18 protein-coding genes are annotated in these 25551 nt (G+C 49.0%); 8 read left to right on the top strand and 10 right to left on the bottom strand.

Annotation, left to right across the window (positions count from 1 at the left end; all coding sequences use genetic code 11):
* Positions 1 to 345 precede the first annotated feature (345 nt).
* The 6 genes from rluC (at position 346) to radA (ending at position 6188) form a co-directional block, all read left to right on the top strand.
* The gene (gene rluC, locus WJM45_RS16050) at positions 346 to 1305 is read left to right on the top strand and encodes a 23S rRNA pseudouridine(955/2504/2580) synthase RluC (protein WP_341326075.1); all 960 of its coding nucleotides are present in this window, start codon (positions 346 to 348) and stop codon (positions 1303 to 1305) included.
* A 174-nt stretch (positions 1306 to 1479) separates the two neighbouring features.
* Positions 1480 to 2133, top strand: coding sequence for an HAD-IA family hydrolase (locus tag WJM45_RS16045; RefSeq protein WP_341326074.1), 654 nt, complete (start codon positions 1480 to 1482; stop codon positions 2131 to 2133).
* Positions 2134 to 2142: 9 nt separating this feature from the next.
* A complete protein-coding gene (sppA, locus tag WJM45_RS16040) occupies positions 2143 to 3126 on the top strand; it encodes a signal peptide peptidase SppA (RefSeq protein WP_341326073.1) in 984 nt (327 codons plus the stop codon).
* A 109-nt stretch (positions 3127 to 3235) separates the two neighbouring features.
* Complete coding sequence (locus tag WJM45_RS16035; protein ID WP_341326072.1) at positions 3236 to 3502, top strand: PepSY domain-containing protein; 267 nt, start codon at positions 3236 to 3238, stop codon at positions 3500 to 3502.
* Between the two features lie 244 nt (positions 3503 to 3746).
* Positions 3747 to 4418, top strand: a complete 672-nt coding sequence (locus WJM45_RS16030; RefSeq protein WP_014149539.1) for a response regulator transcription factor — start codon at positions 3747 to 3749, stop codon at positions 4416 to 4418.
* 387 nt (positions 4419 to 4805) lie between these two features.
* A complete protein-coding gene (gene radA / locus WJM45_RS16025) occupies positions 4806 to 6188 on the top strand; it encodes a DNA repair protein RadA (protein ID WP_341326071.1) in 1383 nt (460 codons plus the stop codon).
* Positions 6189 to 6224: 36 nt separating this feature from the next.
* On the opposite strand, the gene WJM45_RS16020 is transcribed toward radA, so the two are convergent.
* From WJM45_RS16020 to WJM45_RS15995, 6 genes are all read right to left on the bottom strand, one after another.
* Positions 6225 to 6602, bottom strand: a complete 378-nt coding sequence (locus tag WJM45_RS16020) for a PilZ domain-containing protein (RefSeq protein ID WP_341326070.1) — start codon at positions 6600 to 6602, stop codon at positions 6225 to 6227.
* A complete protein-coding gene (locus WJM45_RS16015; RefSeq protein WP_341326069.1) occupies positions 6599 to 7234 on the bottom strand; it encodes an FHA domain-containing protein in 636 nt (211 codons plus the stop codon). The genes WJM45_RS16020 and WJM45_RS16015 overlap by 4 nt, the downstream gene beginning before the upstream one ends.
* A gap of 71 nt (positions 7235 to 7305) precedes the next feature.
* Positions 7306 to 8562: an HlyC/CorC family transporter gene (locus tag WJM45_RS16010; RefSeq protein ID WP_341326068.1), complete on the bottom strand. Its 1257-nt coding sequence runs from the start codon at positions 8560 to 8562 to the stop codon at positions 7306 to 7308.
* Between the two features lie 224 nt (positions 8563 to 8786).
* Positions 8787 to 9368 carry an aminoacyl-tRNA hydrolase gene (gene pth, locus WJM45_RS16005; protein WP_341326067.1) on the bottom strand — a complete coding sequence of 194 codons (582 nt, stop codon included), beginning with the start codon at positions 9366 to 9368 and terminating at the stop codon, positions 8787 to 8789.
* Between the two features lie 539 nt (positions 9369 to 9907).
* Complete coding sequence (locus tag WJM45_RS16000) at positions 9908 to 10504, bottom strand: hypothetical protein (protein ID WP_341326066.1); 597 nt, start codon at positions 10502 to 10504, stop codon at positions 9908 to 9910.
* The gene (locus tag WJM45_RS15995; RefSeq protein ID WP_017840098.1) at positions 10497 to 11165 is read right to left on the bottom strand and encodes a Bax inhibitor-1/YccA family protein; all 669 of its coding nucleotides are present in this window, start codon (positions 11163 to 11165) and stop codon (positions 10497 to 10499) included. The genes WJM45_RS16000 and WJM45_RS15995 overlap by 8 nt, the downstream gene beginning before the upstream one ends.
* Positions 11166 to 11549: 384 nt before the next feature.
* Between WJM45_RS15995 and WJM45_RS15990 the strand changes: the two genes are divergently transcribed.
* Together WJM45_RS15990 and WJM45_RS15985 are read left to right on the top strand one after the other, a co-directional pair.
* Positions 11550 to 11951, top strand: a complete 402-nt coding sequence (locus WJM45_RS15990; RefSeq protein WP_341326065.1) for a group II truncated hemoglobin — start codon at positions 11550 to 11552, stop codon at positions 11949 to 11951.
* A 703-nt stretch (positions 11952 to 12654) separates the two neighbouring features.
* Positions 12655 to 12894: a hypothetical protein gene (locus WJM45_RS15985; RefSeq protein WP_341326064.1), complete on the top strand. Its 240-nt coding sequence runs from the start codon at positions 12655 to 12657 to the stop codon at positions 12892 to 12894.
* Between the two features lie 206 nt (positions 12895 to 13100).
* Here the strand turns inward: WJM45_RS15985 and WJM45_RS15980 are convergent, their stop codons facing one another.
* From WJM45_RS15980 to WJM45_RS15965, 4 genes are all read right to left on the bottom strand, one after another.
* Positions 13101 to 14519, bottom strand: coding sequence for a transposase (locus WJM45_RS15980; protein WP_341326063.1), 1419 nt, complete (start codon positions 14517 to 14519; stop codon positions 13101 to 13103).
* 12 nt (positions 14520 to 14531) lie between these two features.
* Positions 14532 to 17342 (bottom strand): RNA polymerase-associated protein RapA, encoded by a 2811-nt coding sequence (rapA, locus tag WJM45_RS15975; RefSeq protein WP_341326062.1) that lies wholly within the window; start codon positions 17340 to 17342, stop codon positions 14532 to 14534.
* Between the two features lie 547 nt (positions 17343 to 17889).
* Positions 17890 to 19632 carry a sulfite reductase subunit alpha gene (locus WJM45_RS15970; protein WP_341328961.1) on the bottom strand — a complete coding sequence of 581 codons (1743 nt, stop codon included), beginning with the start codon at positions 19630 to 19632 and terminating at the stop codon, positions 17890 to 17892.
* A gap of 89 nt (positions 19633 to 19721) precedes the next feature.
* Positions 19722 to 25205: a glutamate synthase-related protein gene (locus WJM45_RS15965; protein ID WP_341326061.1), complete on the bottom strand. Its 5484-nt coding sequence runs from the start codon at positions 25203 to 25205 to the stop codon at positions 19722 to 19724.
* Between the last annotated feature and the right edge of the window lie 346 nt (positions 25206 to 25551).

The following is a 25551-nucleotide window of genomic DNA, read 5'->3' as shown; positions in this document are numbered from 1 at the left end:
TTTCGTTCATTCGTTTAAGTTATGAAAAGCAAAAGAATTTGCATTGTTTATTCAGCATGATTTATTCGATGCGAATAGGTGTGCGCAAGCCTGTCTTCTTGTAAAATCCTTCCTAAACAGGAATTATTATATTTCGCTCATCACGGGTCGAACGATAAAACCCAAAATTCCAATGACTGAACAGTCGTTTAGTAACTGGTCAGCGAATAATTTTTTAGGGCTCCTAATCGCATAAGGCGGACGGAGCGTTTATTTTAGTTGTATAAACTGGCCTAATATATCAATGTTAACGGCACTCATCAATTTAAAGAATCATGTCATAAAATATACTGGTATCATTATTCGATGAAATCAGTACAGCAAGAAACGCATTCGGGCGTTCAATTTATTGAAGTTTTTGAGGAAAACTGCGATCAGCGGCTTGATAACTTTTTGATTGCCAAGCTGAAAGGCGTGCCTAAGAGCCGGATTTATCGGATTGTTCGAAAGGGCGAGGTGCGCGTGAATAAGGGTCGTGTGGATGTGAAATATCGCTTGAAGGAGGGCGATGTCGTCAGGATTCCGCCAATACGCGTTGCCGAGACCGAAAATGATGCATTTGTGCCGCAATCATTAAGACACAGTCTAGAACATGACATTTTGTATGAAGACGATGTGCTGTTGGTGCTCAATAAGCCGTCCGGCTTTGCCGTGCATGGCGGTAGCGGACTGGATTCTGCGGTCATCGAAGGGCTCAGGCAAATAAGGCCTGCTGCGCCGTTTCTAGAGTTGGTGCACCGCTTGGACAGGGATACTTCCGGTTGTTTATTGATTGCGAAGAAAAGGAGTGCTTTGCGAAAACTGCATGAACTGTTTCGCGGCGACGATATTCAAAAAACCTATTTGGCCGTTTTGGCGGGTCGTTGGGCGCGAAAAAAATTGGTGGTTACAGCCCCGTTGCAAAAAAATGTCAACAAAGGCGGAGAGCGTATGGTCGAAGTGAGTCGATCGGGAAAAGAAGCCGAAACTTTTTTCCGACGCATTAAGCTATTGCCCAATGCGACTTTGGTCGAAGCGTCACCTAAGACAGGACGAACGCATCAGATTCGTGTTCATGCCGCCTGGCTAGGCCATCCCATCATCGGCGACGAGCGTTATGGCGACTTCGACGTTAATAAGGCGTTCAAAAAATTGGGTTTTAAGCGAATGTTTTTGCACGCTTACCGATTGGAATTCGTCCACCCTGTTACCGGTCAACGATTGCAGATTACCGCGCCCGTGCCGAAGCTAATGGAAGCATTGATTAACAATAATAATGATGACTAAGGAATATGCATATAACAACTTCTCGAAACAGTAAGCTTTGTGGCGGTTCGGTGGCTCGCTTAACAGGACGCCGTGAATACATCCGTGTAGGCTTGACGGCAGCTGTCCCTGTTGCCGCCGACACCTGTCAATCGAGCCACCGCCCCCCCTTCCAACATTTGAAAAAGTTGTTTGATGTTCGTTCCTAAACGCTTTGATTTGATTATTTTTGATTGGGATGGAACACTGGTCAATACGATCGATTGGATCGTGCATTGTTTGCAGAATGCTGCTGTTCGATGTCGTTTTGAGGTGCCTGAGGATCAAGTGGCAAAGGATGTTATCGGATTGAGCATCGATAATGCTGTGCGCCAGCTGTTCCCGGAAGCCGATAATGACGCCAGGAATACGTTTATCGAGCATTATGGTCAGGCTTTCTTTGCCAAACAGCTGAGCCGAGCCGATTTGTTTAAAGGTGTGTTCGATATGCTAAATATCCTGAGAGCGAGTGGCTATCGGTTGGCGGTGGCTACCGGAAAGGGGCGGAAAGGCTTGCAAAAGGCTCTCGTGCAAACCGGTACCGAACATTTGTTCGACATCACTCGTTGCGCCGACGAAACCGCATCCAAACCGGCTCCTGTCATGTTGCAAGAAATCATCGATCGCCTCGAAATTCCGACCGAACGAGCCTTGATGGTCGGCGATTCGATTCATGATTTGCAAATGGCTCGTAATGCGGGCATTGTTTCGGCGGCCGTTGCTTGCGGGGCGCATAGTCCGGAACTGTTGCGGCAATACGACCCTTTATTTAATTTGGCACAAACATCACAATTACTGGAATTTATTTGAGGTTAACAAGTGGAAAGCAATAATGACAGCCAGGCCGTTTCTAAATCGGAACGGAAAGACGGTTGGGAACGGGAAACGATAGAAAAATTAGCTTTTGCGGCGATAACGGAACAAAGAAGGGCAAGGCGCTGGGGCATTTTTTTCAAAATGCTGACTTTTTTGTATTTGGTTGCCATTTTTGCGGCAATTATGTTTCCAAAGTGGAAGGACGACATTGGGATGGGGTTGGATATTAAGGGGCATACCGCGGTGATCGATGTGGTCGGCATGATTGCCGAGGATAAGGATGCCAATGCGAGCCGCATTATCAAAGGGTTGCGTCAAGCCGCGAAAGACAATAGCACGCGCGGCATCATTCTGAATGTCAATTCACCGGGCGGGAGCCCTGTGCAATCGGACTATATCTTTCATGAAATCAGGGAATTGAAGAAAGAATATCCCGACTTGCCGATTATATCGGTCGTGGGGGATATCTGTGCGTCCGGCGGCTATTACGTCGCTTCGGCAGCCGATAAAATTTATGTGAATCAAGCCAGCCTGATCGGTTCGATCGGCGTGTTGATGAACGGTTTCGGTTTTGTCGATACGCTCGATAAGCTGGGGGTAGAGCGGCGTTTACTAACGTCCGGGGAACATAAAGGAATGCTTGACCCTTTTTTACCGGTAGATGAAGAAGAAATTCAGCACATGCAGAAATTGCTCGGTCAAGTGCACCAGCAATTTATCGATGCGGTAAAAGAAGGGCGAGGAACACGTTTAAAGGAGACTGACTTGATATTTTCCGGTATGGTTTGGACCGGGAAAGAAGGGGTTGAATTGGGCCTGGCCGACGATTTCGGTAGTGCAAATTATGTTGCCAAGCATGTTATCGGCGCCGAAAAATTGGTTAATTTTACGCCGCCCGAGCGCTTACTCGATAAGTTGGCGGGTAGAATCGGTGCGTCGTTCGGTAAGTCGCTAGGCATCTTTAGCGAAAAAATGCTGATTCAATAACCTTTTATTCAGTAAGGGTTCAGATGAACCCTTTAAGCTCGGTCTACTTCATTGCCTTGGTCGCTTTTAAGGCAAAATGCGAATATTAATTTAAGGTGCTGGATTAGCAATGACAAATTTAATCAAAGTGGTATTGATGACCGCATTATTACCTGTCTCTGTTTCATTCGGGGGCGAATTTATGGTCGCGATGGTAAGTTTGGATGAAGCGACCAAGCAAGTTCGTCAGGATAGCAGAGTCAAAGTGCTGGGGGCTAAAACCGAATCGATTGAAGGCCGAAAGGTTCATGTCATCAAAATCCTGACACCCGACGGCAGAATACAATATCAGCGTATCGATGCCGAAACAGGGCGATTATTAGGTAGGGATAGGTAAGGAGCATGCACAAAATGACTTCTACAAGTAGTAGGCTTTGCTGCGGTACAGTGACTCGCACAGGGCGCCGTGAATACGTCCATGTAGGCTTGACGGCGGCATCTGAATGCCAAGGATGGCATGAATGCAGATTTTGCAGGAGCAAAAATCTGCCCTGCCGCCGACACCTGTCAATCGAGCCACCGAACCCCCTTCCTGCAGTTATCGAAGTTTTTTCATACTCGATCCTAAAAGGAAGTGACCGATGCGTATTTTAGTCGTTGAAGACGAATTAATTCTGTGCGAACAAATCAAAAAATTTTTGACCGATAAGGGCTTTGCCGTTGATACGGCTAATAAAGGCAGTGACGGTTATTATTTGGGTAAGGAATATCCGGTCGATGCGGCCATCGTCGATATAGGCCTTCCCGATTTTTCAGGCATCGAATTGATAAAACGCTTGCGCAAAGACGAGGTGGTAATTCCAATATTGATCTTGACCGCAAGAAGCCGCTGGCAGGAAAAGGTGGAAGGGCTTGAAGCCGGCGCCGATGATTATTTAGTCAAGCCTTTTCATTACGAAGAGTTGTTAGCTCGTCTCAATGCCTTGATTAGGCGCTCCGGAGGCAAGGCCCATCCTGTTTTAAAGCACGCGAATATCGAGTTGGATACTGCCGCGCAAGAAGTCAGGGTATCCGGCGAGAGGCTCGAATTGACCGCGTTTGAATACAAAGTGCTTGAGTACCTGATGTTTCGTAAAGGCGAAGTCATATCAAAGTCGGTATTGACTGAACATATCTATGAAGAGGATTTCGATCGGGATAGTAATGTGATCGAAGTCTTTATTGGTCGTTTAAGAAAAAAGCTTGATCCCGACGGGACAAGTAAGCCGATCGAAACATTGCGCGGGCGCGGTTATCGTATCCCGCAAGAGTAAGGATAAGCAGGCTATTGCTTGCATACTCCCTTTTGATCGAAAAACCGTCTAAGAATAAAAGGTATGGGATGTGTCTATCGAGGACCGCCGTTCACCCAGCACCTAAATTATCTCAGATAGTTGCCCATAGCCAATGGACTATGGAATTCATCCAGCACCTAAATTAGCCATGACATTAAACATAGCCAATGGGCTATGGAATTTAGGTGCTGGGTAAACCCATCCATGGGGGCTTGACGGCAGCAATCGAACGCCAGGGATGGCGTGAATGCAGATTTTGCATGGAGCAAAAATCTGCCCTGCTGCCGACATCCTCGCTAGCCACACCCCATACCTTCATAAAGTTAGCCATTTTTTGAGTATAAAGGGAGTAATTTTTCATCCCATATGAGTAAAAAAACTAAAACAGCCTTCGTCTGCGAGGAATGCGGTGCCGATTACCCTCGTTGGAACGGGCAATGCACTGCCTGTGGAGCATGGAATTCAATTAAGGAAGTGAGGCTAGGTGCGGGAAAATCCGAGCGGAATAAAAGAACGGACGGTTATTCCGGGGTTAGGTCGTCCGTGCAAGCATTGTCCGATGTTGATTTGGCTCAGGCGGAGCGACTGTCGACCGGCATTTCCGAGTTCGATCGAGTTTTGGGAGGCGGTGTTGTCAGAGGCAGCGTTACGCTAATCGGCGGCGCGCCGGGGGCTGGAAAGAGTACCATATTGCTCCAGGCGATTGCCGACATGGCCCGACGCGGGATCGATGTGCTCTATGTTTCAGGCGAAGAGTCTTTGCAGCAAATCGCCGAACGGGCTCACCGACTGAATGTGTCAGGTGAGCGGATCAACATGCTTGCGGAAACTTCGGTGCAGAACGTGTGCGATGTGTTGGACGACATCAATCCGCAGGTTTTAGTGGTCGATTCGATACAGGTCATGTATACCCAAGATACCGACTCGGCACCGGGGTCGGTATCTCAAGTTAGGGAGTCGGCAAGTTACCTGACTCAATATGCCAAGCGGCATGATGTCTCGGTGTTTTTGGTTGGTCATGTCACCAAGGATCAGTCGTTGGCGGGGCCAATGACGCTCAGTCATATTGTCGATACCCAAGTGGTGTTGTCGTCGACTAACGATGCTCGGTTCAGGGTGCTTAGAGCCGATAAGAATCGTTTCGGTAGCGTCGGCGAATTGGGTTTTTTTGCGATGGACAGTACCGGTCTCAAAGAGGTTAAAAATCCTTCCGCGATGTTTCTAAACCGGGCAGAAAAGCCGTCCTCGGGTAGTGTTGTGACAGTACTGTGGGAAGGTACCCGGCCATTGTTAGTTGAAATTCAAGCATTGGTCACCGAGTGTCAATACGGTAATCCCCGGCGCTTGGCAGTAGGCTTCGATCAGAACCGATTGGCGATGTTGCTGGCGATATTATCGAGACACGGCGGAATATTTACCGCCAATGATGAAATTTATGCGAATGTGGTCGGCGGCATCAAGGTTACCGAAACCAGTTCCGATTTGGCGATTGTGGTCGGGATCGTATCCAGCTTGAAAGATAAAATCATTCCGCATGATACGTTTTTTTTCGGAGAACTGGGTTTGAATGGCGAAATTAGACCGGTTGCGAACGGTTTAGCGCGAATCAACGATGCGGCCAAGCACGGCTTTAAGAAGGCGGTGATACCAAAGAGCAATGCTCCTAAAAAAGCTGTTGAAGGGTTAAGGATTTACCCGGTTGCTAATTTGGCCGAGGCATTGGATGTATTGGGCGAGGTTGAGTGCTAACGGCCTTGTTCCACGCGGTTATAGCCTGGAGGTTGCTCAAAGTTCAAGCTCGCTCAGCGCAAGTAAGTCTCGTTCCAATAATTCACTATCGCCAAGATTCAATTCAACCAGGCGTCTCAGGTGTGTGATGCTGTCGATGTCGATGTGTTCACATTTAAATCCGGCGGTGTCATCGACGATATGCGATATGCTTAGCGCCATTGCAATGGTGTAGTCCTCGGAAAGACTGAATGTGAGCATATAAATCTTTTCCAAGTCGCCTTGCCAAGGGCCATCGAAGCGAAGCAGGCAGCCCTTCAATGAAAGGTCGACCAGTCTGCATGGCCGGTTTATTTCTTCGCAGCTCAATTGTGCAGGGGTATCGTAAAAAATACGATGATAACGGCGTTTGTCGGTGGGAGAGGTGGGCTTCATTTATTTGGATTTTGAAAAAACTGTAGGGTGGTATTGTCGATGACAATCAAGTCGTTGTTATTCAGTTTTACGGTTTTATCGCCCAAGGGCTGGTTGTTGATCGTCATGGTCGAATTGTTTTCCAGCGAAGAAATGAAGTAACCTTCTTTTCGTCGGGCGATAACAGCAATTCCTCCGCCGCTTCGTCCTAGCCGAGTCATGGCTTTTTTCATGGGTAGAATTCTTCCGATATGCTGTCCGTCCATGACCTGAAGGTTGGCTTCGGGTAAGTTCAGGTTGTGCTCTATCTCTTGATTGAGCATGCTAACCTCGGGGCTTTCGTGCTTGGGTATTTCAGCCACCGACTCTGTGGTATTGAATATCAGTGAATATTTTCCAAGGGTAATGCGGTCGTTATTATTAAGAAGGGATTCTTTAAGCTTTTCGCCATTGACGATCAATGGAAAGTCATCGTTGAGTTGTTTGATTAGGCAACCGTTTTGCTTAATGATCGCGGCAGCATGTGCCGGAGCTACCGCCAAGCTGTTGAGTGTCAGATCATTGCTTTCGTCGCGACCGATATGCATAACGCCAGATTCAAACAATACCGAATCGATCGCTTTATCTTTGAAAAAAACGGTGAATTTTGCCATGGTATCCGCGAGTACTTAACTATCAGACATAAAGTATAGACCGTATTAATTCTGTTGCCCAAAAAATAGTGTTAATGATGACCTGTCTTGAACGGAAGAAATTTGACTTGTGTGACTGAGTTTTTGTTACGTTTGATGATTTCCACCGGATAACCGTGCAATTTTAAGCTGGTTCCCGGTTCCGGGATGGTTTCCATGAACTCGATAATCAATCCGTTGATTGTTTTAGGGCCTTCGGTAGGGAGCTCCCAGTTGGCGATGCGGTTTAATTCCCGTACGGTCAAGCTGGCATCGACCAGGTAACTACCGTCGGATTGCTTGAATACACCCAAGTCCTCGTTGACCAATTCGCCCACGATTTCTTGCAATAAATCTTCTAGTGTAACTAGCCCTAAAACATCGCCGTACTCATCTACAACCAGTCCCATACGGATCCTTTCGTTCTTGAAATATTGCATTTGCGTGTGTAGAGGCGTGTTTTCAGGAATGAAATAAGGCTTGATAAGGTTTTTGGTAATATGTTGCTTGTCGAATTCAGGCTGCTGGGTGAACGACAGAGCCGTTCGTAAATGCAAAAAGCCGAGTACTCTATCGATGCTTTTTTTATAGACGGGTAGGCGAGTATGTTTGCTATTTTGAAGAACCTCGATTATCGTTTCAATAGGGTCTTCTAAGTCGATGCCGATGATTTCATTGCGCGGCGTCATAACGTCTTCGATCGTAGCGGACTCCAGGTTCAAAATACTCAGCATCATGTTGTGGTAACGGGTAGGCATTAAGCTATCGGCTTCCGATACTATGCTCCTAAGTTCTTCTTTATTAATGGTTTCTTGTCTGTTTATTGAGACATGAATGCCGAATATCCTAAGTAATAAGTTGCAGATAAGATTGACGACCCAAACGATCGGATAAAATATTTTTAATAACGGTACATAAATCCACGCGGATATAAAGGCCAACGACTCAGGCCTAATCGCGGCCAAAGTCTTTGGCGTGACTTCAGCAAAGATTAGGATGGTCAGGGTTAGTGCCCCGGCGCCTATCGCAATGGCCGATTCACCGCCCAAGCGAATGGAAATGACGGTAACGATAGAGGAAGCTAGGACGTTAACGAAATTGTTACCTAATAATATAAGCCCGATCAGGCGGTCGGGACGCTTGAGAAGTTTGTGAGCTTTAGTTGCTCCGCGATGGCGTTTTTTTACCAAATGTTTCAGCCGATAACGGTTGATTGTCATTAAGGCTGTTTCCGATCCGGAAAAAAACGCAGAGAGTAAAAGAAGAATTGCCAGTGTGCCGAAAAGTATACTAAGGGGAATATCGTTCAAGGGGGTGCTCTAATTTTAAAAAACTGCTTTAGTTTCTCTAATAAGGAAATTTTGTCAAGTCTGAAGCCAGTGTTTTTATTTTTTGCGCAGGTTAGCTTGAAATCTTGACGATATGATATCTATCTCTATCGAACTTTAATTTCGGCGTTAGGTATAGATATGCTTAGGGTAAACGTATTAGTCTGAAGTGCGAAAGGTATAATGGCGACCCTATGATTTTTGGATTATGCAGACTTGCTATGTAGCGTTTGCATGGCTTGATCGAATTGACCTTGAAGCAATAATGATAAGACTGAAGCGCTTTCGTCTATCGATTGCTCGATAACTTGCAGTTCGTTTTTTGAGGGTGTGTGTAGCACGTAATTGACAACGGCATTTCTATCGCCTGGATGACCTATGCCGAGTCTTAAGCGCCAGTATTCATTGCTGCCTAATTGCGCATTGATATCTTTCAGGCCGTTATGACCGCCGTGACCGCCGCCTTTTTTCAACTTGCAAGTGCCCGGAGGAAGATCAAGTTCGTCATGAATGACTAGGATCGCTTCGGGAGGGATTTTGTAAAATTTAGCCAGCGCGCTAACCGAACGGCCGCTGAGATTCATAAATGTTGAGGGTTTCAAAAGCCATGCCTCATGGCCCGAAGTGTTTAGTTTGCCGGCGTTTCCGAAAAACTTGGCTTCGGCGTTCATTCGAGTATTATTGAGTCTTCCGATATGGTCAATCCACCAAAAACCGGCATTATGTCGCGTATCTTCGTATTGCTTGCCGGGGTTGCCAAGGCCGACAAAAAGTTTGATTCCTGTCATTATAAAAATAAGTTGTGAGAAAAATGGAAATGCTGTTTTTTGTGAGGCGCTATTATACCCTTTGCGAGTTAAATTTTGGCGCCGGGCGAATACGTCCTTGTAGACTCTATGGCAGCATTCATGCTGTCAAAGCCTTCGACAAAGCTAAGGGCGAACGGGATTTTAGGGTGTGATACCTATCGTAGATCAAAATTCGGCGCCGGGATGCTCCTCAAAGGACGCCGTCAATACGTCCCTGTAGGCTCTATGCCCGCTCCATTCCGGCCCCTCACCTAACGCTAGGTGAGGGGTCGCACAGCCCGGCGCATCCTCAAGCACTGCCGAAATTTGAGGTGCGAAAGGTATAACCCTGAATTCGGCAGTTTAACCATGAAGCACATGAAGTTCATGAAGGATTCCATGAACTTACCAAATCCTTCTCGCTAACCTTTTTGGTGAGCGAAAGTTCTATACAAACGCTTAATAAGCTATTGAATTAACTTCCTATTCTTCATGATCTTCATGGTGAAATGCTTTTTCTAGGATAACTGTTATTTTTGTTAAATCGTATCGGGTTGCGGTTCAGCAGGTTGTTTCGAAGGAAACTTTTTTTCTAGTTGGCGGCCAAATTCTTCCAGTTGTTTTTCCAATTGCTCGCCGAACGATTCGATCTCTTTTTCAAGCAAGGGCAGTTGTTTTTCGAATTGGTTTTGAAATTTTTCGCCGAGGTTTTGCAGGCTTTTGAAAAAACCGTCGAATACGGTTCCTGCCATGTTTTGCTTGGTTCGGCGGTAGTCGATTCGCCATAATTCGTTTTCGATGACCAGCGCCGTTTCAAACGGTCGAGGACTAAGGCTTGAATCTTCGGAGTTAAGGATCGTTTCGACGGAGGCAATATTGCCGTCGATGATCACTTTGCCGGTTTCGAGCGAGGTGATGTTTGAAAAATCATGAGGGGGTGCAGCAAGCAAAGCAATGCTGTCATCGGTTACGTAGCTTTCGGCGGTAGCTAAGTCGTTATCGATTAGAGCCGTCCAGAAAGAGCGGGTGACTTGGTCGGGGGTTTTTGCGCTTTCGCAGCCGCTCAATGCGAATACAATAAACAAAAGCCCGGCGTATACCGGGCTTTTGGCGCGCAGTGTGTTTCGATCAATCATCGCCGCCGAAGACGCCAAGCAATTGCAACAAGCTCAGGAACAAGTTGTAAATAGACACATACAACGAGACCGTCGCCAGAATGTAATTGCTTTCGCCGCCGTTAACGATGGCGCTGGTTTGGAACAAAATCATGCCCGACATCAGCAGAATGAACATCGCGGATACTGCCAAGGACAGTGCCGGCATAGAAAATACGACCGCGCCGATTCCGGCCAAAAAAGCAACCAGAATGCCGACCATCAAGAATCCCCCCATGAAGCTGAAATCCTTGCGGGTCGTCAGCGCGTATGCGGAAAGCCCTAGAAAAATTACGCCGGTGCCGCCTAGTGCCGTCAGAATTAATTCATGACCGTTGCTGAACGCATTGATATACATGCTTAAAATAGGTCCCAAGGTCAGTCCCATGAAACCGGTCAATGCGAATACAAAGACTAGGCCAAGACTGCTGTTACTGAATTTGGTCGTCAGAAACAGCAAACCGAAATAGCCGATCATCGAGACGATCATGCCCGGGTGAGGCAGGTTCAGCGTCATTGCCAGACCCGCTGTCAGCGCGCTGAACAATAAGGTCATCGACAACAGCATATAAGTGTTTTTCAGCATTTTATTGGTCGCCAGAATGCTTGCTTCCGGGCGTGAAACTGCGGTATTCAATCTCATGTTTAATGACTCCTATGTCAATTAATAACTTACGGATAATACAGACCAGCCAATAGTACAAGAGTTTCATTGAGTTTGTAAGTCATTTGCAGCGAAATGTGTAGGCGGGTCATTAAAAGCTATGTATTCGGTACGAGCTGAAAACATCTACTACTACCGGAAGCGCTTAACAGGTTAATGTAAATTGTAGGGAACACTACGCGTGCCTAATGTCGGCAAAAGGCAACACATCAAGACAAGTTAAACTACTGGTGGTACTACCGTGGTATGCACAGCCTACCCTTATGTTTTGAAATTGGTGTAGTATTGACGGCCAATGGATTAACCTTTTTAAAATGCTGAATTACAGTAAAATACGATATTTTCCATTAAACCTTCTATTCCATGTCAGAACCTACCGGATTAACGCCTTATGAGTTGATCGGCGGAGAAAAAGCCTTGTTGAGCTTGGTCGACCGATTTTATTTTTTTATGGATACCTTACCCGAGGCCGAAGGTATTCGCGCGATGCATCAACTGGACTTGTCGGGTGCGCGCGACAAACTATTCAAGTTTTTGTCCGGTTGGCTTGGCGGGCCCGATTTGTTCATTCGCGAATACGGACACCCAAGACTGCGCGCCCGGCATTTTCCGTTTGCGATCGGCGATTCGGAACGCGATCAATGGATGATGTGTATGAACAAAGCCTTGGGCGAACTGCCGATGGATGCTCGGCTCAGAGCTAACTTAAGCGAGGCGCTTCAGCAGTTGGCTACGCATATGATTAATGTTGAAGGTGAAAGGTGAAAGGTGAAAGCAGCGTAGCTCGGATGGAACGTAGCGGCGTGACTGGCATAGTAGTCTGCTAGCTGGTGAAAGTCTAGCCTTTGCCCTGTGAGAAGGGAGATGTAGGCGAAAGCAAGGGTGTCCAAAGAAACTCCCGGTAGCTACCCAACGGGGAAGCACGGTTATCGGGAGCCAATGCGGAATCTGACAGATATTTGCCCCTGCAATATCTGCATTCCCACCATCCTTGGCGGTCAAAGAAGCTCTAGCCGAACCAGCCACCTAAACGAGAGTGAACCTTCGTAAGGCGGCAGCAAGAGGATGAGGCGCCCGCGCCCACCGAAGCCCGATATTCTCACCGTAACTTGCTGGTGTATTGAAGGTAGGTGCACCGATATAAAGTTGACTATCTTACCCAGTGAAGGGCCGTCGGCTTCGGGTCGTTGTAACTGCGACACCTTAAGCCCTAAGCACAGCAGTAATGCTGATGTGATGAACCGAGGGGCTGCAGATGCAGCCGTAGTAATCGTAAAGTTCGATGCCGATGAAGTTATGGTGTCATAGCTGAGGGAAAAACATCGAACCAGTGACAGAAAGTTGGAGGTGAAGGGTGGAACACGAAAGTGGCCATGGCCGTTGATTATAAACTGAGGGTCTGAGATCAGCCTGACAGGAGCAATCGACTCTTCGCGTCGTAAACAGTGAACAAATCGATTGCGCGAGATTGAAGAAAGGCCATTGCAAGAGAGAGAAAAAAAGTGAAATCAACGACGAACATGGCCGATTGATTGAGGAACCAAGACTCTTCGATCAACTGTTCTCAACGTTGTATTTGAGTGCGGGATTTGAGCAGGTGAAGAAGAACAAAGGCAAATCCGGCATTGATGGGGTCATGATAGCCGACTTTGAAGCTCGTTTGGACGAAGAGCTAAGCCGTTGCAAAAGGGATCCTGATTACGTATAAGCTGAAATCCGAAGTAGGTTTTGTGTCGCTATCGCGACGCTTATATGGAGTCTGTTCGCGGACCGACAACCGCGATACTGCTACGAAACCCATCCCTGGGTTTCGCTCTGCGGGCCAGCTAAAGCTGTTCAAAATCGCCAGTGCTCGGCGCGGCCTAACGGGACCTAGGCGGGCATAAGCGCCAACTTAAGCATCTAAGTCTTTGATCAAGCAATGCTTACCCCTAAAGCACAGCACTCAGTTACGAGTTCCAAAACGCGACCCGGCAAACTCTGAAGCTTTCTCTTGCGCGGACGTTCACAAAGGCTTTTTACGTGGTCGTCAATAAAGCGCTTATTTTTTGGAAAACAAGCCGTGAGTCCTGCCTTGATCTCATTGGCGATCGTGCGCCATAAATGCCAGTGGGTAATCGAACGATCGCCGGCCATCGTGGTGGCCGCTTGGCCGAAACGGCGTTGCGCGATTTTTTGGGTCACTGCGGCAAACAGTAACTTACCGTGCAAATATAAATCCGCCAGCTTGCTGTCTTTTCGGGCGCGTAGCCGGTCAATATCAAGCAAGCTTTTCAGGCGTTTTATGACCAGCTCCACTTGCCAGCGAACCCGGTAGAGCTCAGCGATTGATTTCGTGTCGAGCAGCGATTCGGGAATCGAGGTAAAAACCAATACCCAGCCGCTCAGCATCAAGGTCTTTTGGCTTGCCGTGCGGCCTTTCTTGCGCGCGTTTTGTTTCGCTTTGCGGCGTGCTTGCGCCGCCTGTTCCGGCGGTAACGGCATGGCATGCACCACGCCTTCGATACGTTTGTCTTGATGACACAGATAAACCGGTATCGCACCCGGCTGACCATTCAAATCGCGTATGCGCTGTTCCCAGTCGATTTTGACACCTTTCGGTTCGTTGCACCGTTCGTAAAGCGTCATGCTGTGCGGATTATAGCGCAGCACGACGTGGCCGCCGCGATCAATGAGCGGGACTAAAGACTTCGGTTGGTTGTAGCCTCGATCAACTAACGCGACATCACCTGCAGCCAACTGGTAATGATCCAAGCTTTCGCCGACTTTATCGGTCGTGACGTTGACCTCGCGAAGTGTCAAGCTCATCAAGTCGATCGCCACATGGAGGCGATACGTCGTTTCGTTCGCTCCCGGCTCTTGCACAGTCGAACCGTCAATCACAATGAAATTCAGCGCACCGTGATTGACCGCTTTATCCAACCCGAACACACTCTTCAGTAACGATTTAATCCACGACACGCAGGCCGCCAATCGCTTGATCACCGCCGTATCGCTCAAATAGCCTTGAAGCTTGGCGACTTCGCCGGCGCAGCTGCGCAACGACAAGTCCTGTCCGCAATACAACAGGACTAACTGCAATAACTGCAGCGGTGATCGGATTTTCCGCGCTCGTGCAAACGCCTGTAATTCATAGGCCCGCTCCTGAAAATCCGTTGGTAGCACTTGCAAAAAGTCATCAAAAAGGGTATCTGTTAACTGTGGCTGCATCATAGGGATTTTCACTTTCGTCGGTAAAAATACTCTATGTTCCGTCAGTAATTCAGCCGTTGCTTTAACGATGCGAGGATAGTATTTATCCTCGCGGTAATTTTCGACCGTGACTTTTTTCATTGACCGGTGTTTTTAACTGGTGATGATAAACCTGACCGCATCGAGCCGTAATTGCGCATCTTGAATATTTTCGTGCAAGAGCATCGCGGTTTCTTTCTGGAATTCGATTTCGTCTTCGCGAATCGACGGATTGACTTGTTTTAGCCGAGTCAGCCGTTTGATTTCGCCGGTCATCGTCTCCAGCGTGGTTTTTTGACTGTCCTCAATCAACCGGTTCATTTGCGCTTGGGCGTTTTGTTCGGCTATGTCGAGCAGAGTGGTCAGGTGTTTTCGTTGGACGTTCAAAAAAGCGACGATCTGTGTTTTGTCGAATTTTTTGCCGGAGTCGATCAACTCAGTATGTTCGATCGTATCGGTCAGGTCGTCCTTGTTTTGGTCGATTAAGATGCGAATAGGTGTATGCGGCAGAAAGCGCCCTACTTGCAGTTCGGGCGGTGCGCTGCATTCGACGATGAACAAGCATTCCAATAAGAAGCGGCCGGCTTTTTGGTCTTTATGCTTGACGACGCTGACGCCGGCATTACCTGTATCGCTGGACAGAATCATATCCATCGCGGCGGCGACCATTGGATGTTCCCAGGTTAGAAATTGCAGTTCCTCGCGGGCCAGCGCAATGTCGCGGTTTAGGGTAACCGTTATACCTTCCTCGGAAAGACCAGGGAAATGTGACATGCGCAGGTGTTCGCTGGGTCTTAGAATGAAGCAATCGGCCGAATGGAATTCGGTATCGACTCCGTAACATTCGAAGACGTCTTCCATATAAGGCCATAGCATGCCTTCACTATCTCGTTGCTTGAGCCGATCGATCAGTTCTTGAGCTTCTTCCTTACGGCAGGAATTGAGTTCGAGCAGTAAATCGCGGCCATTATGCAATTCGGTTTCGATTTGTTGCGCCAGGGTCTGGGTTTTGGCAATCAGTTTGTCGAGCGATTCGCTATCGTATTTTTCGAGCGCTGTGTGCAATTCATCATGCAGAATACCGGCGACGCGTTGTCCCGCGGAAATATTATGGCGAAAGGCGTTCAAACCTTCGTCGTACCAGCGGAATAGGGTATGCTCGCGGCTGCCGGTTAAGTAGGGCACATGAATTTCGATGACGTGACGTTGGCCGATGCGGTCAAGACGGCCGATGCGTTGCTGCAACAGGTCGGGGTTGTCCGGCAAATCGAATAAAATCAAATGATGGACAAACTGAAAGTTGCGGCCTTCGCTGCCGATTTCGGAACAGATCAATATTTTTGCTGAACTTTCCTGGTCGGCAAAATAGGCCGCCGCGCGGTCGCGTTCGATGATCGACATGCCTTCATGAAAAACGGCCGCGGCGATGCCGAAACGCTTTTCGACGATGTGTTCGAGTTCGATCGCGGTTTGCGCATGCCGGCAAATCAATAATGCTTTTTGACCCGCCAAGGCTTTGATTTTTTCGACGAGCCAAAGTGTGCGCGGGTCTTCCTGCAAGGATTCTGCAATTCCGTTCAATGCGTAACCCCGGCGTTCGCGGTCAGGGAAGCCCTGCACGGTTTGCCGGGAGTTTCTGAACAAAATCCGACCGGTGCCGTGATGGTCGAGCAGAATCTTCACCAGATCTTCGCGCGCTCCCTTTGACCTTTCCGGATCGTCCAGGTTTTTGAGTAGGGTGTCGACATGATCGTGCTTGACCAGACGCGCTAAATGGGCTTTTTCGTCCGGCGTTAGCGCGTGATTAGCGAGCAGCGATTTGGCGGCTTCGGCAACGGGTTTAAAATGTGTTTCCTCTTCGAGAAAGGCGCTGAAACTATAGAAGCGGTCCGGGTCCAACAGGCGCAACCGGGCGAAGTGGCTTTCCTTGCCGAGTTGTTCCGGGGTCGCGGTCAATAGAATCAATCCGGGCGTCGATGCGGCGAGATTTTCAATGAATAAATATTCCGGGCTGGCCGAGGTTTCGCTCCATTCCAAATGATGAGCTTCGTCGACGATGACCATATCCCAACCGGCTTCCAATGCTTGTTGTTGCCGTTTCGGATGTCGCGCGAAAAACTCCTGGCTGCAGAGTATCAATTGTTCGGTGTTGAACGGATTTTCAGTCGATGGTTCGGATTCGCCGATATAGTCGATATCGATGTTTTCGATGCCGAGGCAGCGCACTTCGTCGAGAATGCTGAATCGTAGATTAAAGCGCCTGAGCATTTCCACCAGCCATTGATGCAGGAGGCTTTCGGGCACGATGATCAGGGCGCGATTGCTTAACCCGTTATTGAGCCTGTGATGAAGAATCAATCCGGCTTCGATGGTTTTACCGAGGCCGACTTCGTCGGCAAGCATGATTCTAGGTGTCGGGCGCCCGGCGGCTTCATGCGCGATGAATAATTGGTGCGCGATCAGCGACGTCCGTCCGCCTTGTAGGCCTTTGACCGGTGATTGTTGATGTTCGCGGCAGTATTGCCATGTTTGATAACGCAATTGAAACCAAGCGCTCGGGTCGAATTGCCCGGTAAACAAGCGATCTTGCGGTTTATTGAATTGAATATGATGGTTCAATTCCATTTCATCGAGGCTTGTTTCCCGGTTCTCCTCCGTTTTACCGACATAGGTTACCAAACCATTGCGTTCGATGACTTGGGTTACGGTCAGTTTACTGTATTCGGTGGATTCGATGGTATCGCCTTCGCTGAAGATGACGCGCGTCAGGGGGGCGTTATCTTTCGCATACACGCGTCGTTCGCCGGTAGCCAAAAAGAGCATTGTTACGCGGTTATACTCTGACTCGACGACGATACCTAAACCCAGTTCGGATTCGGTGTTGCTGATCCAGCGTTGACCTGGAATAAAATCATTAAGGTTCAAGGTTCAAGGTTCAAGGTTCAAGGTTTAAGGTCTAAGGTTTAAGGTCTAAGGTTTAAGGTTTTCCGTATACACGTTTTGCTAGTCAAATAGCTCAGCCGAAGGGCTCATGACGAACGGCCTAAGGATTCGATCGTAAATAACTTCCCGATTTATAGTGGGGTTCGGTTGCTCGATTGACAGGTGTAGGCAGCAGGGCAGCTTTTTGCTCCTCGGCAATTGCTGAGTTACAAGGATGTAACGAATGCAGAAAATGCAGGAGCATTTTTCTGCCCTGCATCGCCTAAAGCGCCTACTGTTGGTGCCCTAATACACGCCATCCTTGGTGCTTGAGCTGCCGCCAAGCCTACATGGACGTATTCACCCAGCACCTAAATTAGCCATAATATTAAATTATTGCCAATGACCTATGGATTTAGGTGCTGGGTTCACGGCGTCCTGTCAAGCGAGTTGCCGACCCCGTTACAAAGCTCATAGCTAAAAGAAGTTATTTGTCACGAAATCCTTAATGGCAGTGATCGTTGGTGTGCAAGGGTTACGTGTACCGAAATTAATAAACATCTCGGACGTAGCGTTTGTCTTTTTTCAATTGATTGACGTAGTCGATCGCCTGTTGCTCGGTGAGTTGGCCGTGTTCGGCGATCACATCGTGTAGCGCTTTATCGACATCCTTAGCCATGCGGTAGGCATCGCCACAGACGAAGAAATAGCCGCCTTGTTCGAGCCAAGCGAATAATTCCGCTCCGTGTTCGCGCATTCGGTCTTGAACGTAAATTTTTTCCTGCTGATCCCTGGAAAATGCCAAGTCGAGCCGCGTCAATAGACCGGAGGCTTGCATTGCTTCGAGTTCTTCTCGATAAATGAAGTCTGTCGCGGCATTACGGTCGCCGAAAAAGAGCCAGTTTTTACCTGTTGCTTGCCTCGCTTCCCGTTCCTGTAGGAATGCGCGGAAAGGTGCGACGCCCGTACCGGGACCGACCATGATCATCGGTAGGCTGTTGTCTTCGGGGACTCGGAAGACCTTGTTCGGCGTGAAAAAACAGCGGACATCGGTCGTTTCATCGACGAGATCGGCCAGGAAGGTTGAGCACACGCCTTTGTGTTCGCGGTCGTGGCTTTGATAACGGACGCTGGCTACGGTTAAATGTACGGCATCCGGGTGTTTTTTACTGCTCGACGATATCGAATAGGCACGGTGTTGTAGCGGTTTCAGCAAGGCGATGAATTCGGCGGCAGAGATATCCATGTCTGGGGATTGCAGCAACAAGTCGAGAATATCGCGGCCCCAGAGATAATTCGCCAATTTTTCCTTATCGTTTTCTTCAAGCAACGTATTCAATTCTTGATCGCCGGAGCGGCGAGCGATTTCATCGATCAGTTCCTTGGATGGCAGTTTGATTTCGAAATGAACGCGTAGCGCTTCATTAAGCGGCATTAGTTCGCCATCGACCGGGACTTCTTCTTCGCCTGTACAGTTGATCGCTCGTAGTATGTCTTTGACGAGTTCCGGGCAATTGGTCGGGAATACGCACAACGCGTCCCCGGCTTCATAACTTAGGTCGGAACCGGCGATCGAAATTTCGTAATGCCTTGTTTCTTTGGATGATTCGGGGGCGGTCAACAGACGGTTGACCAATAGTTTGGCCGGGAACGGGTTTTTACGGTTATATTTCGGCGCTTCGATCATTGCTGCGTCGGAGTCGACGATAATGGTCGTTGAGGCGCCCTCGGCCATATGTGGGATGACTTCCGAAATCCACAACTCGGCCGGTTCCTCGAAGTCGACGTCGCAGTCGATCCTGTCATAAATACGCTCGGCGCCAAGTTCGGCAAGCCGTTGATCCCATTCGATGCCGGCTTGACAGAATTGGTCGTAACTCGTGTCGCCGAGCGCCAGTACGGAATATTTCATGTGCCGCAACGACGGCGCCTCATCGGTCGAGATCGCTTCCCAAAGCATTTGCGCATTGTCCGGCATTTCGCCTTCGCCGTAAGTGCTGGTGATGATCAAGAGATATTCCATCTTGCCGAATGCATCCAATTCGACTTCGTCCATGCTTTTGACGATCGGTTTTAAGCCGTGGGCTTTTGCGGATGCGGCGGCATCGTTTGCCAAGGCTTCGGAATTACCGGTTTGCGTTCCGTAAAGAATATGAATGATGCGAGCGTCGGCCTGGCTCTTGCTGCCGGCGCTCTGTATCATTTGCGTATGCATGCCCGCGAAAAAGCCACTGAGCCAGGCTCGTTGACTGTCGCTGTAAGGTGCATCGAGTGGAATATGAGGTGTTTTCATCATGTTTAGTTACAAATTAATGAACGTAATACCGGCACACCCATGATTTATCACAGGTTATGCCGGTACTGGTGAAAAGTGCGATGGAATTATGCCGAAGCCGGAGCCATCATTTCCTGAATAATATTGGAACCGACCAGTCCCGCAAGATATTGTTCGACCCCAGGAATGCCGGCCAAGGCTTCGCGGTTGATAGCGTCCTGCTCAATGATCCAAGCGGTCGAGCCGATCGAGTAGATGCTTTGTACATCACGGTTGGCCAAGGCGGTTTTATAATCGGTAAGACGCTTGCTTGCCAACAGCCAACTCAGTTGGTCGTCACTGTAATTACTGTAAGCTTCGCGAGTCTCTTTAACCAACGCATCTTGAATTTTACGCGGACGGGTTTCAATTAATTTCCAAGCCGCTTTCTCCAAGGCTTCGTGTGTCGGTGTGGCGGATTTGAAGTTCAATTGCTCTCCGGCTATTCGGAACGCCTTATCAATGACCGCGTAACTGTTGACCAGACTAAAGGTCAAGTTGGTGTCGGTTTCGCCGTAACCGGGTATCGCTCCGCCGAATAATGGCTGTTTTGTCCGATAAGCCGATTTCATTTGCTCGATTTGGCGTGTTGCGTAGGAGACCGCCAATTCTTCGATCATCGCTTTGCGGTCCATTGTTTGGCTAAGGAACTCAGCCGTTTGCGTTTTGTACAGCCATAGCGGAATCGTAAATTTGAAATGCTTACGTTCGGTTTCCCAATTATTCAGGATGTTCCTTGCTTTGCTCGAGTTTGCATAATCGGCGTGTTGTTCGAGCATATAGAGTAAGAACTGTTCATGCGCTCGGGCCGTATCGGTGTTTTCCGTCAGCTCATGCAATTCGACCGAGGTTTTGTCGTAAAGCTTCGGTAACAAGTTTTCAGGATCGTATTGATAGGCATTACCGCCGGACATGCCGTTACAGAAACCCTTGCCGAAGTGGCCGAGATTCAGTACCGCACCGTTGGTCATGTATTCGCAGGCGAAATCGCCGACGCCTTCGACGACTGCCATCGCACCGGAATTACGGACTGCGAAACGGTCGCCGGCCTCGCCGTTGATAAAGGCTTTGCCGCCGGTAGCGCCGAACAGCGCAAAGTTACCGATCAGCACGTTATTGCCGGGCGTTTTGATGCCGCCGCCTGGGGATTCGACGATTAAGGTGCCGCCGCAGGCCGATTTACCGACGCCGTCGTTACAAGTTCCCGTGTGTTCCATGCGCATGCCGTCGTTCATGAAAGCAGCATAACTTTGTCCCGCCGAACCGGTTGTTTTTACGACGACCGAGTCGGGCGCAAGATATCGGCGTCCGTGCTGGTTGGTATAAATCGTTTTCGAACGAGCGGCTTTTTCTTCGTTTAAATCGTAAGCCAGTATGCGTTCGATATCGATAGCGGTTTGGCCGCCAACCGATTTATTACGATTACTGAGTTTGAAGTCGTCGCCTTCGATCACGATTTGCGTCTGATTGCCGAAAATTACCGACGATTTAACTTGTTCGATGATTTTGTCGTCGATGCTGAAATTCGCTTCAAGATAAATCGGTTTTTCGATTTTGACGACGGGCACTTGAGCCAGCAATTTCGTGAAATCGAGCTGTCCGACGATTGACGGATGATTGATCAGATGCAATAAATCGGTTTGGCCGCGAATTTCGCTAAGGCTGTGATAGCCCAGTACCGCCAGAATTTCGCGGACTTCATGCGCTAGATTCATGAAGTATTGCGCCAGCACTCTCGGGTCGCCTTTGAATTCCTCATGCGTCGTGGTCAATCCCGCAGGGCATTTGACGTTGCAGTTTTTCGCCATGACACAACGCAGCATCATCAATGCGGTCGTGCCGAATTCGAAGGAATCGCCGCCCAATATCGCCGATTTGACGACATCGAGTCCGCTTTGATGCGCGGCGCTGCAGCGCAATATGACTTTATCCCGTAAGCCGTTCACTGCTAATGCTTGATGAACTTCAGCAATGCCGATTTCGGCAGAGCGGCCGGTGTTTTTCAGGCTCGTGACAGCGGCAGCACCCGTGCCGCCGGTGCTGCCGGCCACATTGATGACATCGGCGCCGGCTTTTGCGACACCAACTGCGATCGTGCCGATGCCTTCAGAGGATACCAGTTTGACGACGACTCGAACGCGGGCTGCTTTGGCATCGTGAATCAATTGTCCGAGGTCTTCGATCGAATAGGTATCGTGATGCGGAGGGGGGCTGACCAGCTCGACTTGCGGCGTGCCGCCGCGCAAAGCCGCGATTTCGACGGATACTTTCGGCGCCGGCAATTGTCCGCCTTCGCCGGGTTTTGCGCCTTGTGCGATTTTGATTTCGATTTCTTCGATGTTCGGGTCGGCCAGATAACCGGCCCAGACGCCGAAACGGCCCGATGCGAACTGTTTGATCTTGCTTGATCGAAGCGTGTTGAAACGGCTCGAGTGTTCGCCGCCTTCACCGGAGTTGCTGAGCGCGCCGGCAATGTTAGTGCCTTGCGCGACAGCCTCGTGCGCTTCGGCGATCAATGCGCCGTGACTCATTGCACCGGATGCGAGTTTGGCAGTGATTTGATGAGCCGGTTGAACGTCGGACAATGCAATCGGAGAACGGGCGGTTTTAATATTGGCCAAATATTGCCCGAAAAGATTGACGCTATCTGAGAGCTTGATTGCACAGGCGTTGTTTGTAACGCTGATCGTTGCGGCGCTATCGCCGAAGCGGTTTTTGAAATGTTCGGCGATGCCGGTTAACCGCGCTTCGCTGTTGTTTTCAGGCAGTGTAATTGAATAATTAACGCCGTCGATTCGTTCAACCGCGATTCCGTGAATCATGTAGTTGTTGTTTCCGAGCAAGTTTTGCTTGCCCAAAATGCGGTCGAAATCGGCCGTGCTTTGCGCTTGGCTGATATCGGCCGGCAGGTCCATGATGTCCCGTAACGCGGCCGGGCGGTTGTCGCGCTCTTGATACAGGTTTTTCGCGAAGCTACGATAAGCCGGCGTGATGCCGAAATTGTCGATTTGTTCGGGTGTGCGTTTCTCATAACCGAAATCGAAATAAGCGGTATCGCTGGCTTCCGGCGATTTGTCTTGCGGAATATACAAGATCGGTTCGTCGGTCATGTTGATATATTCACGGACAGCGAGATTGCCGAAGCTATGGCCGGCCCCGTCTTGCCGTTCCTTGAACAAGCCGATGAAAGGAATATCTTTTTCGTCCTTGATGCTCAAGGCTTTGTAATGCCATGCGGCCGCGCTTTTCGCAATGTCCGCATAGCGCACGCCGCCGACCGGCGCGTTGATATTCGGGAAATACGGTTGCAGGCGCGGCTCGTTGGTGTCTAGATAATTCGATTCGAAAAACTCGCCGCCGATGTAGCTTTCTACGGTGCAGAGACCGAACTTGCCCATGGTTTTCATCAGCGATTTTTCTGCCGCTTTTTTGAAGTTATCGAGGGCTTTTTGTTGGTTCTCGGGCTGGAGTTGGCTGACGACGCGATTGTAGGCGCTGATCGGGCAGACAGCCGAAGCGCCGAAGCCGAGTATTGTTGCGATATCGTGAGCGCTGGCGACTTGTCCGGTTTCGGCAATCAGTGACGAGTGGAAACGCAGGCCTTGTTTGACCAGGTGTTGATTGGCCGCGGCAACCATCAGCAAGGCGGGAATCGCCGCTTTATCGCGGCTGATGCCGGTGTCGCTGAGAATGATGATGCCGGTGTTGTCTCTGGCGGCTTGTTCGATTTGCTTGCAAACGGCAAACACCGACGATTCGAGAAGTTCTTCGTTATTTTTTGGATTTTCGAAGTCCGGCGTGAATAGCATGTCCAATGTGATGGTCTTGACGCTGGATTGCCTGCGGATTTGTTCCAAATGCGTTCTTTGCAGAATTGGCGAGTCGATGACCAATTGTTTGCTGTTCCCTTCGGAAAAGGTCGGTTTGGCACCGAGAGCGACGCGCAAGGTCATGCCGTCGCTTTCGCGAAGCGAGTCGAGCGGGGGATTGGTGACTTGGGCGAAGCGCTGGCTGAAATAACGGGACATGCCGCCTTCGGCATCGGAAAGCGCATTGGGGGCAATTCCGTAGCCCATCGCCGAAACTTTTTCAAGACCGGTGCTTAACATCGGATCAAGCAGGAATTTAAAGCTTTCCTGATTTAGCGAATAAGCCGTGTGTTGTTGATCGATGTTGAAATCGCCGTTGACCGGAGTTAACTCATCGAATGAGACGTCGGGCAGTTCCCCGATATGCAAGCTGCGTTCGCGGAGCATCGCCTCATAGTCTTTTTGTCCGGCGAGTGTTTCCAAGACTTGATTGCTGTTATAAATCTGTCCGGTGCTGTGATCGAAATAAACCATGCCCCCGGCTTCGATACGACCACGTTTGATAACGTCTTTGGGAGGGAAGTCGATTTGACCGGCTTCCGACATGACGGCAAGATAGGTTTCTGTTTCCACCGAGCGCAAGGGCCTGAGCCCCAAACGGTCTAGACGCGCGCCAACACGTATGCCGTCGCAGAAGATCAGGGCGGCGGGGCCGTCATTTTTTTCTTCATAGAGGCTGAAATATTCGAGCATTGCGCGAACTTTCGGCGACAGAGTCGTGTCGTTTTCCCAGGCAGGCGGCATCATCGCCAGCACGGCCGTGACGACATCGAGTTCGTCCTCGTTGATTCGGCGAGTCAGTGTTTGATCGAGACGGCCCGAGTCGGATTGTCCGCATGGAAAGACGATATGTTTGTTGTGTAAGCGCGCGATCGCATTTTCACTGAGCCGATTTTTTTTGTCGGTGTTTAGCTCCCCGTTGTGTGCCATGTAGCGGAACGGTTGCGCCATCATCGTTGCCGGAGCAGTATTGGTCGAGAATCGAGTATGGAAGAATAGAGTGTGTATTTCATGATCTTCGTCGTAGAGGTCGATAAAATACGGTATTACTTCGAAAGAATTGAGCCGTCCTTTGTAAACCTGGGTTCTCGAGCTCATCGATAGCGGGTAGAAACCGGTTAATTCGTCGCGGGTAAAGCCATCGGCTTCGATATCCAGCAATGCGCTTTGAATCAGTTGTTCGAATTCGTTATGAGTCGCTGTCTTCAAAGCTTCCGGGCGCCCGAAAATCACTTGTTTGATCGGTAGTTGCGCTTTTCTGGAGGCTTCATTGATGACTTGGCTGTCCACAGGGATGTTTCGCCAAGTAATAACCGGCAGACCGAATCGAGTTAGGTGTTTTTCGATCAATTCGATCGCGAAACTATCATAACGCTCGTGATCTTCCGGAAAGAAAAAGTTGGCAACGCCAAATTCTCCGAGTTGTAGGTTGTTGTTTCCGGTGATTTTTCGAAAAAACTTCAATGATAGGTCGACATTCACGCCGGCTCCGTCGCCGATACCTTCGGCACTCATGCCGCCGCGGTGGGGAATCGTGCATAGCGCTTCATGCGCTTTGACAAGTAGCTCGTGAGTCTGTTTGCTTTGTTTATGAGTAATAAAACCCACGCCGCAGCTATCTTGGGAAAGATCGGCGTCGTAAAGCAAAGGTTCTTTGAGGTTTATTCGGGAAATTTCAGTCATTATATCCAACCCGTTCCGGTCATGCTGCGATCAACAGCGTTAGTAGTTCGTTTTTCTCGCAATGCATGCTAAAGTCAAACTTTGATTGCCCAAACGTTAACTGCTCAAATAGAGCGGTGTGCATTGGCGATGCAATAAGTAATGCAGACAATTGCGTTTAGAGAAACCTGCAAATGATATCATGAGTCGCATTTTAAGTCATTTAGATGCAAATTGTTATAGTCTTAATCAATTGTTAGGGTTTCGCGATATATGCATAGGTGTCCGTGAAATGCCCAGTACCTAAATCCAGCACCTAAATTCCATAGCCCATTAGCAATGTTTAATATTATGGCTAATTTAGGTG

It is taken from the genome of Methylotuvimicrobium sp. KM2 (genome assembly GCF_038051925.1).
Taxonomy (GTDB): Bacteria; Pseudomonadota; Gammaproteobacteria; order Methylococcales; family Methylomonadaceae; genus Methylotuvimicrobium.
This window is presented reverse-complemented; position numbering and strand designations above follow the sequence as displayed.

What these genes read in the sequence shown, in the direction of transcription:
- radA (WP_341326071.1), top strand. Translation starts at nt 4,806, where the DNA reads ATGAGTAAAAAAACTAAAACAGCCTTCGTCTGCGAGGAATGCGGTGCC.
- WJM45_RS16045 (WP_341326074.1), top strand. Translation starts at nt 1,480, where the DNA reads ATGTTCGTTCCTAAACGCTTTGATTTGATTATTTTTGATTGGGATGGA.
- WJM45_RS15965 (WP_341326061.1), bottom strand. Translation starts at nt 25,205, where the DNA reads ATGACTGAAATTTCCCGAATAAACCTCAAAGAACCTTTGCTTTACGAC.
- WJM45_RS16020 (WP_341326070.1), bottom strand. Translation starts at nt 6,602, where the DNA reads ATGAAGCCCACCTCTCCCACCGACAAACGCCGTTATCATCGTATTTTT.
- WJM45_RS15980 (WP_341326063.1), bottom strand. Translation starts at nt 14,519, where the DNA reads ATGAAAAAAGTCACGGTCGAAAATTACCGCGAGGATAAATACTATCCT.
- WJM45_RS15970 (WP_341328961.1), bottom strand. Translation starts at nt 19,632, where the DNA reads ATGAAAACACCTCATATTCCACTCGATGCACCTTACAGCGACAGTCAA.
- WJM45_RS16015 (WP_341326069.1), bottom strand. Translation starts at nt 7,234, where the DNA reads ATGGCAAAATTCACCGTTTTTTTCAAAGATAAAGCGATCGATTCGGTA.
- WJM45_RS16030 (WP_014149539.1), top strand. Translation starts at nt 3,747, where the DNA reads ATGCGTATTTTAGTCGTTGAAGACGAATTAATTCTGTGCGAACAAATC.
- pth (WP_341326067.1), bottom strand. Translation starts at nt 9,368, where the DNA reads ATGACAGGAATCAAACTTTTTGTCGGCCTTGGCAACCCCGGCAAGCAA.
- WJM45_RS16035 (WP_341326072.1), top strand. Translation starts at nt 3,236, where the DNA reads ATGACAAATTTAATCAAAGTGGTATTGATGACCGCATTATTACCTGTC.
- WJM45_RS15990 (WP_341326065.1), top strand. Translation starts at nt 11,550, where the DNA reads ATGTCAGAACCTACCGGATTAACGCCTTATGAGTTGATCGGCGGAGAA.
- WJM45_RS16000 (WP_341326066.1), bottom strand. Translation starts at nt 10,504, where the DNA reads ATGATTGATCGAAACACACTGCGCGCCAAAAGCCCGGTATACGCCGGG.
- WJM45_RS15995 (WP_017840098.1), bottom strand. Translation starts at nt 11,165, where the DNA reads ATGAGATTGAATACCGCAGTTTCACGCCCGGAAGCAAGCATTCTGGCG.
- rluC (WP_341326075.1), top strand. Translation starts at nt 346, where the DNA reads ATGAAATCAGTACAGCAAGAAACGCATTCGGGCGTTCAATTTATTGAA.